Origin of the sequence: Mesorhizobium sp. CCNWLY176 (assembly GCF_037153935.1) — a bacterium.
Lineage (GTDB): Bacteria > Pseudomonadota > Alphaproteobacteria > Rhizobiales > Rhizobiaceae > Mesorhizobium_M > Mesorhizobium_M zhangyense.
The window spans coordinates 137,502-149,858 of record NZ_JBBBDZ010000015.1; the positions used below are offsets into that span (position 1 = coordinate 137,502).

General features: G+C 62.0%; 9 protein-coding genes and 1 pseudogene. 7 read left to right on the forward strand and 3 right to left on the reverse strand.

The genetic code is table 11. The features are described 5' to 3' along the window. The first annotated feature begins 44 nt into the window (after positions 1 to 44). Both pgi and WBQ96_RS22390 read left to right on the forward strand, forming a co-directional pair. Positions 45 to 1,688: a glucose-6-phosphate isomerase gene (gene pgi, locus WBQ96_RS22385; protein ID WP_336554242.1), complete on the forward strand. Its 1,644-nt coding sequence runs from the start codon at positions 45 to 47 to the stop codon at positions 1,686 to 1,688. Between the two features lie 6 nt (positions 1,689 to 1,694). After that, the gene (locus WBQ96_RS22390) at positions 1,695 to 2,402 is read left to right on the forward strand and encodes an HAD family hydrolase (protein WP_165120559.1); all 708 of its coding nucleotides are present in this window, start codon (positions 1,695 to 1,697) and stop codon (positions 2,400 to 2,402) included. Positions 2,403 to 2,448: 46 nt separating this feature from the next. Here the strand turns inward: WBQ96_RS22390 and WBQ96_RS22395 are convergent, their stop codons facing one another. Together WBQ96_RS22395 and WBQ96_RS22400 are read right to left on the reverse strand one after the other, a co-directional pair. After that, entirely contained in the window at positions 2,449 to 3,195 is a 747-nt protein-coding gene (locus WBQ96_RS22395) for a histidine phosphatase family protein (RefSeq protein WP_337035930.1), read from the reverse strand. A gap of 32 nt (positions 3,196 to 3,227) precedes the next feature. After that, a complete protein-coding gene (locus WBQ96_RS22400; RefSeq protein WP_442920881.1) occupies positions 3,228 to 5,150 on the reverse strand; it encodes a long-chain fatty acid--CoA ligase in 1,923 nt (640 codons plus the stop codon). Positions 5,151 to 6,220: 1,070 nt separating this feature from the next. On the opposite strand from WBQ96_RS22400, the gene WBQ96_RS22405 reads away from it, so the two are divergent. The 5 genes from WBQ96_RS22405 (at position 6,221) to WBQ96_RS22425 (ending at position 11,475) form a co-directional block, all read left to right on the forward strand. After that, on the forward strand, positions 6,221 to 7,816 hold the full coding sequence (locus WBQ96_RS22405; RefSeq protein WP_165120557.1) for an ABC transporter substrate-binding protein: 1,596 nt from the start codon (positions 6,221 to 6,223) through the stop codon (positions 7,814 to 7,816). 64 nt (positions 7,817 to 7,880) lie between these two features. Then, positions 7,881 to 8,888, forward strand: coding sequence for an ABC transporter permease subunit (locus WBQ96_RS22410; protein ID WP_119820924.1), 1,008 nt, complete (start codon positions 7,881 to 7,883; stop codon positions 8,886 to 8,888). 7 nt (positions 8,889 to 8,895) lie between these two features. Further along, a complete protein-coding gene (locus WBQ96_RS22415; RefSeq protein WP_336554233.1) occupies positions 8,896 to 9,801 on the forward strand; it encodes an ABC transporter permease subunit in 906 nt (301 codons plus the stop codon). A 1-nt stretch (position 9,802) separates the two neighbouring features. Further along, positions 9,803 to 10,648, forward strand: coding sequence for an ABC transporter ATP-binding protein (locus tag WBQ96_RS22420; RefSeq protein ID WP_336554231.1), 846 nt, complete (start codon positions 9,803 to 9,805; stop codon positions 10,646 to 10,648). Further along, positions 10,645 to 11,475, forward strand: a complete 831-nt coding sequence (locus WBQ96_RS22425) for a dipeptide ABC transporter ATP-binding protein (RefSeq protein WP_336554229.1) — start codon at positions 10,645 to 10,647, stop codon at positions 11,473 to 11,475. The genes WBQ96_RS22420 and WBQ96_RS22425 overlap by 4 nt, the downstream gene beginning before the upstream one ends. 42 nt (positions 11,476 to 11,517) lie before the next feature. On the opposite strand, the pseudogene WBQ96_RS22430 reads toward WBQ96_RS22425, so the two are convergent. Further along, positions 11,518 to 12,357: pseudogene (locus WBQ96_RS22430) on the reverse strand (dihydroxy-acid dehydratase domain-containing protein); the annotation flags it as partial.

Here is a 12,357-nt window from a genome sequence, read left to right on the forward strand (position 1 = left end):
GGTGAACTGAAATCATTGCTGCAGAGAAATTTTGGAGAATGGCCGTGACCGACGCCCCCCTTCACTCCGCGCTGACGGCGCTTCGCGACGATCAGGCCGACACGCCGAAAAACATGCGCGAGGCCTTCAAGGCCGATCCCCAGCGTTTCGCCAAGTTCTCGCTGACTGATGGCGACCTTTTGTTGGACTGGTCCAAATGCGCCGTCACGGCTGACACCATGGCACTGCTGGACAAGCTGGCGCACGCGGCCCGGCTGCCGGAGCGCCGGGATGGCATGTTCTCGGGCAAGAAGATCAATGTCACCGAAGGGCGCGCCGTGCTGCATACCGCCCTGCGCGACGGTCCCGGCGACACGGTGCTGCTGGATGGCAAGGATGTGATGGGCGACGTGCGGGCCGTGCTCGATGCGATGGCTGCCTTTGCCGATGCCGTGCGGTCCGGTGCTGCACCGGGCGCGACGGGCAGGAAGATCACCGACATCGTCAATATCGGCATCGGCGGCTCCGACCTCGGCCCGGCGATGGCGACGCTGGCGCTGGCGCCCTACCATGACGGACCGCGCGCGCATTACGTCTCCAATGTCGACGGCGCGCACATCCATGACACGCTGAAGGGTCTTGAGCCCGAGACGACGCTGTTCATCATCGCTTCCAAGACCTTCACCACCATCGAGACGATGACCAATGCCGAAACCGCCCGCAAATGGGTGGAAAAGGCGCTCGGCAAGGAGGCCGTGTCGAAACACTTCGCCGCCGTCTCCACCGCGCTCGACAAGGTAGCCGCCTTCGGCATCGCGCCGGAGCGGGTGTTCGGCTTCTGGGACTGGGTTGGCGGACGCTATTCGCTATGGTCGGCGATCGGCCTGCCGATCATGATTGCAGTTGGGCCGAAGAATTTCCGCGATTTCCTCGCCGGCGCGCATGAGATGGACCAGCATTTCAAGAACGCACCGCTGTTGCAGAACATCCCTGTGGTGATGGGGCTGATCGGCTATTTCCACCGCGTCGTCTGCGGTTATCCCGCCCGCGCGGTCATCCCCTACGACCAGCGTCTGTCGCGGCTGCCCGCCTATCTGCAGCAGCTCGACATGGAATCGAACGGCAAGCAGGTCACCGTCAACGGCTTGCGCGTGACGACGCCGACCGGCCCGCTGGTGTGGGGCGAACCCGGCACTAACGGCCAGCACGCCTTCTTCCAGCTTCTGCACCAGGGCACGGACATCATCCCGGTCGAGTTCCTCGCGGCAGCCGAAGGGCATGAGCCGGAGCTTCGCCACCATCACGACCTTCTGCTTGCCAATTGCCTGGCGCAGTCCGAAGCCTTGATGAAGGGCCGCACGCTGGAGGAAGCACGCCGGCAGATGCTGACCAAAGGCATGCCGGTGGAGGAGGTCGACCGCGTCGCGCCTCACCGCGTGTTCCCGGGCAACCGGCCGTCGGTGACACTTCTCTACCGCAAACTCGACCCGCATATGCTGGGGCGGCTGATCGCACTTTACGAACATCGTGTTTTCGTGGAAGGGGTGCTCTACGGCATCAATTCCTTCGACCAGTGGGGTGTCGAACTCGGCAAGGAACTGGCGACTGGTCTTCTGCCTGTCGTGGAAGGAACGGAAGATGCCGCGCGCAACGACGCCTCGACCGCCGGTCTGGTGCGTCATATCCACCAGCTAAGGGCAGCGGGGTAGATTATCTTGAACGGCATCAAAGGCATCCTGTTCGATAAGGACGGGACACTGATCGACTTCCAGAAAACATGGTTCGCCATCGGCGATCGCATGGCGCTGAAAGCGGCCGACGGCGACCGCGTTAGAGCGGATGCGCTGATGGCTGAAGCCGGCTACGATTTCGACCGGAAGTGTTTTAGGGCCGACTCGGTCTTTGCCGCAGGCACCAATGCCGACATCGTGGCGCTGTGGTATCCGGAAATCGGCGTTGAAGAACGCCAGGCGATGACGGTCGGCTTCGACACCTTCACCGCGGAAGAAGGTGCTGCAGCCTCCGTGCCGCTGCCGGGCAGCAAGGACGCGATCTCCAGCCTGCATGGTTCCGGCTTCCGGCTCGGCGTGGCGACCAATGACTCCACCGGCGGTGCAGAAAAGACCTTGCTGGCGCTCGGCGTCGCGCAAATGTTCGATGCCGCTTACGGTTACGACGCCGTCGCCAACCCCAAGCCCGCGCCCGACGCGATCCATGCCTTCGCCGACCTGACCGGCTTGAAGCCCTCTGAGATCGCCATGGTCGGCGACAACCGCCATGACCTCGAAATGGCCAAGGCCGGCGGCGCCGGCCTTGCCATCGGCGTGCTCAGCGGCACCGGAACCCGCGAAACGCTGGCGCCACTGGCGGACGTGATTCTGGATTCTATTGCGGATTTGCCGGGGTATCTGGCGTCGGCCTGACCCTCGCCAGCAATTGCGGCTCATACCGGAAAGTCTGGTGCAAAGGCTATGCGCGACGGTCTTCCGGCGCCGAGATTTGGCTCTGCGTCAAATGGGAGACGTCAGCAAGGCTGATCACGGACCGGTTTCTCCAGAAATCGTCCTGACGCAAATGCGTGATGCTTCCGGATTTGGCTGGAAAGCTTACGAAGCCGGCAGCTTCGATCGGCATCTTGATCCACGCCGCTATGACGAGAGTAAGCGCAAAGCCGTGTGTCACGATAATCTGTGTCTCGCAGTCCCGCTCCACGATCGCATTCATACAGCGAAAGACGCGGGCCGCAACGTCGCGACGTGTCTCCGCATCGTCGATACCGCCGCGATGATCCAGCCGATTGTGGTCCGGCGCCGGGACGTAACGTGCGTCCAACCATTCCTGCGCCTTTCCGCCTGCTGAACCATAGCTGATTTCACGCAGATCGGCAGTCTGGAAGAACGGCTGCCGAAAGCGCTCGGAAATGGCAGCCGCGGTTTGAGATGCGCGCAGAAGGTCCGAGCTGTAAATCTCGACGTTGCTGTCACCAACCAACGCAGCCAGCCGCGCAGCCGTCGCTTTTGCTTCGTTCTCGCCTTGCGGGGTCAGGCCGGTATCGTACCAGCCACCCACCTTGTTCTCCACATGATGGATGGACTGGGTGTGCGTTACGACAAACAGATTCTTCATGCGGTAATCGCCGTCCAGCGTCCTGCAGCGGTTCCGAATACGGCTGGACGCGATCAGCCCTGTGTGTCTCCCGCGGATCGGGGGAGACACGCAAGACGGTTAACGGTGAAAATCCGGTCGGACTACCCTCTAAGCTCCCGCCGCAGAATTTTCCCGACATTGGTCTTCGGCAATTCCGTGCGGAATTCGATCAGTTTCGGGCGCTTGTAGCCGGTCAGGTTCTGCTTGCAGTAGGCGAGCAGTTCTTCGGCGGTCAGGTTGGGGTCCTTCTTGACCACGAAGAGCTTTGGCACTTCGCCCGAATGCTCGTCCGGCACGCCGATTGCCGCCACTTCCAGCACGCCCGGATGCTGGGCGACGACTTCTTCCAGCTCGTTGGGATAGACGTTGAAGCCGGAAACCAGGATCATGTCCTTCTTGCGGTCGACGATCTTGGTGTAGCCGTTCTCGTCCATGAAGCCCATGTCGCCGGATTTGAAGTAGCCGTCGGGCGTCATCACCTTGGCGGTCTCGTCCGGGCGGTTCCAGTAGCCGGCCATGACCTGCGGACCCTTGATGCAGATTTCGCCAACCTCGCCGAGGGGCACGTCCCGGCCGTCCTCGTCGCGGATGGCGATTTCGGTCGAGGGGATCGGCAGGCCGATCGTGCCAGAAAAGGTATCCGCGTCGAACCGGTTGGCCGTCGCAACGGGTGCTGTTTCCGAAAGGCCGTAGCCCTCCGAGATCAGGCAGCCGGTCAGCTTCTGCCAGCGATCAGCGACGCCGCGCTGCACCGCCATGCCACCGCCGAAGGACAGCAGCAGCGGCTTGAAGTCGAGCTTGCGGAAATCCTCGTTGTTGAGCAGCGCATTGAACAGCGTGTTGAGGCCGGGGAAGACATTGACCTGATACTTGGCGAGTTCCTTGACGAAGCCCGGAATGTCGCGCGGATTGGGGATCAGCACGTTCTGCGCTCCCTGCTGCATGCCCATCAGCGCGTTCACGGTCAGCGCATAGATATGATAGAGCGGCAGCGCGCAGACGAAAGTGAGGGTTGCCGGCCGCGGCTTCTTCACGAAAGCCGTTTCCATCCACAGCAGGTTCTGCGCGACATTGGCCAGAACGTTCCGATGCAGCAGGATCGCGCCCTTCGACACGCCCGTGGTGCCGCCGGTATATTGCAGGAAGGCGACGTCATCGGCTTCCGACTTGACCGGCTTGAAGGTGCGCGCGGCCCCTTCCTTCTGCACCGCCGGGAATTTGGTATGGCCCGGCAGCGACCAGGCCGGCACCATCTTCTTGACCCGGCGCACCACCAGATTGACGATCAGGCCCTTCACGCCAAGCATGTCGCCCATCGTGGCGACAACGACATGCTTGACCGGGGTCTTGGCAATCACCGCCTGCAAGGTGGTGGCGAAGTTCTCGAGAATAATGATCGCTTCGGCGCCGGAATCCTTGAGCTGGTGCTCAAGCTCGCGCGGCGTATAGAGCGGATTGACGTTCACGACCGTATAGCCGGCGCGCAGAATGCCCATCATCGCGACGGGATATTGCAGCACGTTGGGCATCATGATCGCCACGCGCGCGCCCTTGGCCAGGCCCTTCGACTGAAGCCACGCACCGAAGGCGGCAGACTGGCGTTCCAGTTCGCCATAGGTGATCGTCTTGCCCATGCAGGTGAAGGCGGGCCGCGTCGCGAATTTCTTGGACGAGTTCACCAGGAAATCGCCGATGGAATCGAATTCCAGCGGAGCGATTTCGGCCGGCACGACAGACGAATAGCTTTTTAGCCACGGCTTTCCTGCTGCCGTAGCGGGTTTCTTCGCGGCCGGCTTGTCGTCAGCCTTGGCTGCTTTCGGCGCAGCTGCGGCTTTTGCCGGGGTTGCATGGCCGGCAGCGCCGTTCGTCAGCGGCACCTTGGCAGCTGCGGGTTTGGGCGGAGTTTCGGCCTTGGCTGCCGGCTTCGCGACCTTGGGCGCGGCAACCGCTTTCGGCTTCGCGGCAGCGGGCTTCTTTGGTGCAGTCTTCGCCGCACCGGCCTTGGCTGCCACAGCCTTCGGCAACTCGATAAGTGCAGCTTTCGCAGCCGGCTCGACGGCAGGAGATGAAGCAACCGACGCCTTGCTGGATGCAGCTTTCGTCGCCGGCTTGGCGCGCGATTTCGACGGCGCGGATTTTGCGGCTACTGGTTTTGCTGCGGGTTTGGCTGGACTAGAGGCCTTCGAGCTTGTCTTTGCGGTGGCAGGCGCGGTCTTCACCGCCGGCTTGGCCGCAGCCGTCTTTGCGACGGGCTTGGCCGTTGCCTTGGCCACTTGAGTGGGTTTAGCAGCTTTCGCCGGCGCGGCCTTGGCCGCTGGTTTGACTGCGGCGGCTTTCACCGCCGGCTTCGTCTGCGATTTCACCGCTGGCGCTGCCTTGTCGGTTGCTGCCGCTTTCGCAGAGGGTTTCGCCGCCGGCTTGGCGGCTGCGGGCTTTGAGGACTTCGCAGCACTCACAGCCTTCGGCGCCTTGGAGCCGGCCTTCGTGGAAGCCGCGGGTGCCGTCGTGGCAGCCACCTTCGGCGCCGCTGTCTTTTTCGCTGGGGCTTTCTTTGCCGGATCGTTTTTCACTGCCACCGCAGCCGTTGCCTTGCCCGCCTTGCTGATCGTCGTCTTGGCCACTCGTTCCTCCCTGCCCTGTATTCTATTTCTTGGTCTCTCGGTCCTCACCGTGCATTCGCCCCGGCTTGCCCGCCTCGTCTGCCTCCTGCAGCATTTCGCGCAAAACCGCTGTGTCTCTATGTATTGTCACAAGGGCTGGCCATGCAAGTCTTGCCCCAGCGTAATGAAGGCAATGAAATTTACTGCGTGCTTCAGAACAATTTTTCAGAACAGCAGCGCTTCGACGTCGAAAGCCAGATCAGTCGAGCGGCACGAAAATCAAGCTTTCGTCGTCATTGCATGACTGCGACGCTCTATTTCGCCGAACCACTCCTGGATGAAATATTATGTCTATAATTTATCGGCTTTTTGAAACTTTGTTCGTCTTCCCAAACGGCATGTAGACAGGGAGTTCCAAAGCCCCGAAAACGATGCTTATATGCGGGCTCGAAGCCTGTTCAGAGGGGCTTGGTATTATGACAGGGAGTGTTTCAATGATAAGGAAGCTGACTTTTGCAGCTGCGCTTGCGGCTGCAACCGTCTTGGGCGGCGCGGCGGCAAATGCCAAAACGCTGGTTTACTGCTCGGAAGCGTCGCCGGCCGGTTTTGACCCGTCGCCGTGGAGCGGCGGCAACGATTTCGACGCATCCTCGCGCACCATCTATTCGCGCCTGGTCGAATTCGAGCACGGCAAGACGACGATCACGCCCGGCCTCGCCGAAAGCTGGACCGTTTCGGATGATGGTCTCGAATACACCTTCAAACTCAAGCCGGGCGTCAAGTTCCAGACGACCGACTATTTCACGCCGACCCGCGACCTCAACGCAGACGACGTGATCTTCTCCTTCGAGCGTCAGTGGAAGAAGGACAACAAGTGGTTCGAATATCTTCCCGGCACCGGCTGGGAGTATTTCACCGGCATGGGCTTCCCGGAGCTGCTCAAGGAAATCGTCAAGGTCGACGACCTGACGGTAAAGTTCGTGCTCAACAAGCCGGAAGTCGCCTTCCTGCCTGACCTTGGCATGGACTTCGCATCGATCGTCTCCAAGGAATATGCCGACTCGCTCGAAAAAGCCGGCACCATGCAGCAGTTCACGCAGAAGCCGATCGGCACAGGTCCGTTCCAGTTCGTCGACTACCAGGTCGACGCCGTCATCCGCTATGCGGCATGGGACGGTTACTTCGGCGGCCGCCAGAAGATCGACGACCTGATCTTCGCGATCACGCCCGACCCGGCAGTGCGCGCGCAGAAGCTGAAGGCCGGCGAATGCAACATCATGTCCTATCCTGCTCCGGCCGACATCGCCGGCCTGCAGGCTGACGAGAACCTGAATGTTGCCGAACAGGAAGGCCTGAACATCGGCTACATGGCCTACAACACGACCGTGGCGCCGTTCGACAAGGTCGAGGTCCGCAAGGCCCTCAACATGGCCGTCAACAAGCAGGCGATCATCGATGCGGTCTACCAGGGCGCCGGCCAGGTGGCCGTCAACCCGATCCCGCCGACGATGTGGTCCTACAACACCGCGATCAAGGACGACGAGTACAATCCGGAAGAGTCAAAGAAGATGCTTGAGGCCGCCGGCGTCAAGGATCTGTCGATGAAGATCTGGGCCATGCCCGTCAGCCGTCCGTACAACCCGAACGCACAGCGCGTCGCGGAACTGATCCAGGCCGACTACGCCAAGGTTGGCGTGAAGGCCGAGATCGTCAGCTACGAATGGACCGAGTATCGCGAACGCGGCAAGCAGAAGGACCGTGACGGCGCCTTCCAGCTCGGCTGGACCGGCGACAATGGCGATCCGGACAACTTCCTGTTCCTGCTTGGCTGCGATGCCATCGGCCAGTCCAACTACGCGATCTGGTGCAACAAGGAGTTCCAGGACCTGCTTCTGAAGGGCAAGGCCACGACGGATCAGGCCGAACGCACCAAGATCTACGAAGAAGCGCAGGTCGTCTTCAAGCGCGAAGCGCCGTGGTTGACCATCGCTCACTCGAAGGTCTTCATGCCGATGTCCAAGAAGGTCTCGGGCTTCGTCATGGACCCGCTCGGCATCCATCGCTTCGACGGCGTCGACATCGCCGAATAACAAGGCAAGCGAATCGGGGGGACGGCGCCTTTAACGGGGCGTCGTCCCCTTCTCGCAAGAAAAAATGCTCCGATATATTCTCAACAAGCTCGCTCTGATCGTTCCGACGATCTTCGGCATCTCGCTTGCCGCATTCGCCTTCGTGCGCCTGCTGCCCGGCGACCCCATTCTGGCCATGGCCGGCGAACGCGGCGTCAGCCCCGAGCGCTATCAGGAACTGCTCGAACGCTTCGGCTACAATCGCCCGATCTGGCTGCAGTATTTCGACTACATCGGAAACGTGCTGCAGGGCGACTTCGGCATCTCCATCGCCACCAAGCGCCCCGTCATCGGCGAATTCCTGGCGCTGTTTCCGGCGACGCTGGAACTGGCCACGGTCGCCATGATCATCGCGGTCGTCATCGGCATTCCGGCCGGCATCTTCGCCGCCGTCAAGCGCGGCTCGTGGTTCGATCAGTTGACCATGGGCGCGGCACTGACCGGCTATTCCATGCCGATCTTCTGGTGGGGCCTGCTGCTCATCATCTTCTTTTCCGGCTATCTCGGCTGGACGCCCGTGTCGGGCCGCATCGGCCTGCAATATTTCTTCCCGCCAGTCACCGGCTTCATGCTGATCGACAGCCTGCTGTCGGGCAAGAGCGGCGCTTTCAGTTCCGCCGTCAGCCACCTGATCCTGCCGTCGATCGTGCTTGCCACCATTCCGCTTGCCGTCATTGCGCGCCAGACGCGCTCGGCCATGCTGGAAGTGCTGGGCGAAGACTATGTGCGCACCGCCCGCGCCAAGGGCCTGACGCCGCGGCGCGTCATCGGCATGCATGCCTTCCGCAACGCGCTGATCCCGGTCGTCACGACGATCGGCCTGCAGGTCGGCACGCTGATGGCTGGCGCCATCCTCACCGAGACCATTTTCTCCTGGCCGGGTATCGGCAAGTGGATGATCGATTCCATCGGCAAGCGCGACTATGTCGTGGTGCAGAGCGGCCTGCTTTTGATCGCGCTGATCGTGATGGCCGTCAATCTGATCGTCGATCTCCTCTACGCCGTCATCAACCCGCGAATCCGCGTGCAGTGAGGCCAAGATGAGCAACGAAACAGTCACTTTGCCCGTCGAAGCCAAAGCCCGTCCGGGCGCCTTTGGCGAGTTCTGGCACTATTTCTCCATGAACCACGGGGCCGTCCTCGGCCTCATCGTCTTCGTCCTTCTCGTTCTGGTCGCGATCTTCGCGCCGCTGATCGCACCGCATCTGCCCAACGAGCAGTATCGCGACGCGCTTCTGACACCGCCGATGTGGCACGAGGGCGGCAAATCGACCTTCATCCTCGGCACTGATGCCGTCGGCCGTGATATGCTCTCGCGGCTGATCTACGGTGCGCGCTATTCACTGTTCATCGGTCTCGTCGTCGTCGTCTTCTCGCTCACCAGCGGCATCATACTCGGCGTGCTCGCCGGCTATTTCCGCGGCTGGGTCGACACGCTGATCATGCGTGTCATGGACATCATTCTGGCTTTCCCCTCGCTGCTTCTGGCGCTGGTGCTGGTGGCGATCCTCGGGCCTGGCCTGTTCAACGCCATGCTGGCGATCGCGGTCGTCCTGCAACCGCACTTCGCCCGCCTGACGCGCGCCGCCGTGATGGCGGAAAAAAACCGCGAATACGTCATCTCGGCCAAGGTTGCCGGCGCTGGCCACCTGCGGCTGATGGCTGTGACGATCCTGCCGAACTGTCTGGCACCGCTGATCGTGCAGGCGACGCTGTCCTTCTCGAACGCCATTCTCGAGGCTGCGGCGCTGGGCTTCCTCGGCATGGGCGCACAACCGCCAACGCCGGAATGGGGCACGATGCTGGCGGCAGCGCGCGAATTCATCCTGCGCGCACCCTGGGTGGTGACCTATCCCGGCCTTGCCATCCTTATCACCGTGCTTGCCATCAACCTCATCGGCGACGGCCTGCGCGACGCCTTCGACCCCAAGCTGAAGAGGTCGTAAGATGCCACTTCTCGAAATCAAGAACCTCTGCGTTTCGTTCGACACCAGCGTCGGCGCGTTCATGGCGGTGAAGGGCATCGACTTGTCGATCGAGCCGCGCGAAGTGCTGGCGATCGTCGGCGAGTCGGGTTCGGGCAAGTCCGTGTCGATGCTGGCCGTGATGGGCCTGCTGCCGAAGACGGCAACCGTGACCGCCGACCGCATGGCCTTCAACGGCGTCGACCTGCTCGGCCTCACCGGCGAGCAGCGCCGCAAGATCATTGGCCGCGACATCGCCATGATCTTCCAGGAACCGATGGCGAGCCTCAACCCGTGCTTCACCGTTGGCTTCCAGATCGAGGAAGTGCTGCGCGTGCATATGGGCATGGACCGCGCCCAGCGCCGCGCCCGCGCCATCGAGCTCATGCAGCAGGTTGGCATTGCCGAACCAGCCGAGCGCCTCGGCTCCTACCCGCATCAGATGTCGGGCGGCCAGTGCCAGCGCGTGATGATCGCCATCGCCATCGCCTGCAATCCGAAGCTGCTGATTGCCGACGAGCCGACGACCGCGCTCGACGTGACGATCCAGAAGCAGATCCTCGATCTCCTGATGCGCCTCCAGGCCGAGCACGGCATGGGGCTGATCATGATCACCCACAATATGGGCGTGGTGGCCGAGACCGCCGACCGCGTCATCGTCCAGTACAAGGGACGCAAGATGGAAGAAGCCGACGTTTTGTCGCTGTTTGAATCGCCGAAGAGCAACTACACCAAGGCGCTGCTTTCGGCCCTGCCCGACAACGCCACCGGCGACCGCCTGCCGACGATCTCCGACTTCACGCTCGACCCAGAGGGAGCGACGGCATGACCGAGATCGTTCTCCAGGCAAAAAACATCGTTCGCGACTACCATGTCGGCGGCGGCCTGCTGACGAAAGCGCGCACCGTTCAGGCGGTCAAGGGCGTCAGCTTCTCGGTTGAGAAAGGCAAGACGCTGGCCATCGTTGGCGAAAGCGGATGCGGCAAGTCCACGCTTGCCCGCATCATCACGCTGATCGACCCGGCTACCTCGGGCGAACTTCTGATCGACGGCAACAAGGTCGACATCGCGCATTCGGCGCTGACGCCGGAAATGCGGCGCAAGGTGCAGATCGTGTTCCAGAACCCCTACGGCTCACTCAATCCGCGCCAGAAGATCGGCGACGTGCTCGGCGAACCGCTGAAGATCAACACCGACATTCCGGCAGCCGAGCGGCGCGACCGCGCCATGGCGATGCTGAAGAAGGTCGGGCTCGCACCTGAGCATTACAACCGCTATCCGCATATGTTCTCCGGCGGCCAGCGCCAACGCATCGCGATTGCCCGCGCGCTGATGCTGAACCCGAGTCTGCTGGTGCTCGACGAACCGGTCTCGGCGCTCGATCTTTCGGTGCAGGCGCAGGTACTCAATCTGTTGGCCGATTTGCAGGACGAGTTCCAGCTGACTTACGTATTCATCAGCCACGATCTGTCCGTGGTCCGCTACATCGCCGACGACGTGATGGTGATGTATTTCGGCGAGGCGGTCGAATACGGCTCGCGCGACGCGGTGTTTTCCGACCCGAAGCACAGCTACACCAAGACACTGTTCGCCGCGACGCCCCGCGCCGATGTTGACAGCATCAAGGCTAGGTTGGCGAAGAAGAAGGCTGCTTGAGCCGACGCCCACCTCCCCCTTGAGGGGAGGGAAACGCTGTCCTCAATGATTATCCCGCGGAACACCCTTCGTCTGCGCCACGCGCTGGTACTTCACCGCCGGCTTCAGCACCATGCCTTCGGACAGCTGGTCGACCATGCCGCGCTGGATTTCCTGCCATGGCGTCTGGTGCTCGGGGAAATGATAGCCGCCGTTGTTCTGCAGCTCGGCGCGGCGGCGCACGATCTCGTCGTCGGTGACGAGGATGTCGGCAGTGCCCTTCCGCAAATCGATGCGCACGCGGTCGCCTGATTTCAGCAGCGCCAACCCACCGCCGACCGCCGCTTCCGGTGAGGCGTTGAGGATGGACGGGGTGCCGGATGTGCCGGACTGGCGGCCGTCGCCGATGCAGGGCAAAGAATGGATGCCCTTCTTGATGAGATAGGCGGGCGGCTGCATATTGACCACCTCGGCACCGCCGGGATAGCCGACCGCGCCGGCCCCGCGCATGAACAGCAGCGTGTGCTCGTCGATGCCAAGTGCTGGATCGTCGATGCGGGCGTGGTAATCTTCCGGTCCGTCGAACACCATCGCCTTGCCTTCGAAGGCTTCGGGGTCCTTCGGGTTGGAGAGATAACGGTCGCGGAACTCCGGCGAGATCACGCTGGTTTTCATGATGGCGCTGTCGAAGAGATTGCCCTTGAGGTTGATGAAGCCGGCGCTTTCCTTGAGCGGGTTCGAAACCGGGTGGATCACCTCCGGGTTGAGGTTTTCGACATTGGCGCAGTTGTCGCCCATCGAACGGGCATTGACTGTCAGAGCGCCGGGATGCGGCAACAGGCCGGCCTTGAGCAGTTCGGCCACGACCGCCGGCACGCCGCCGGCATGATGATAATCCTCGCC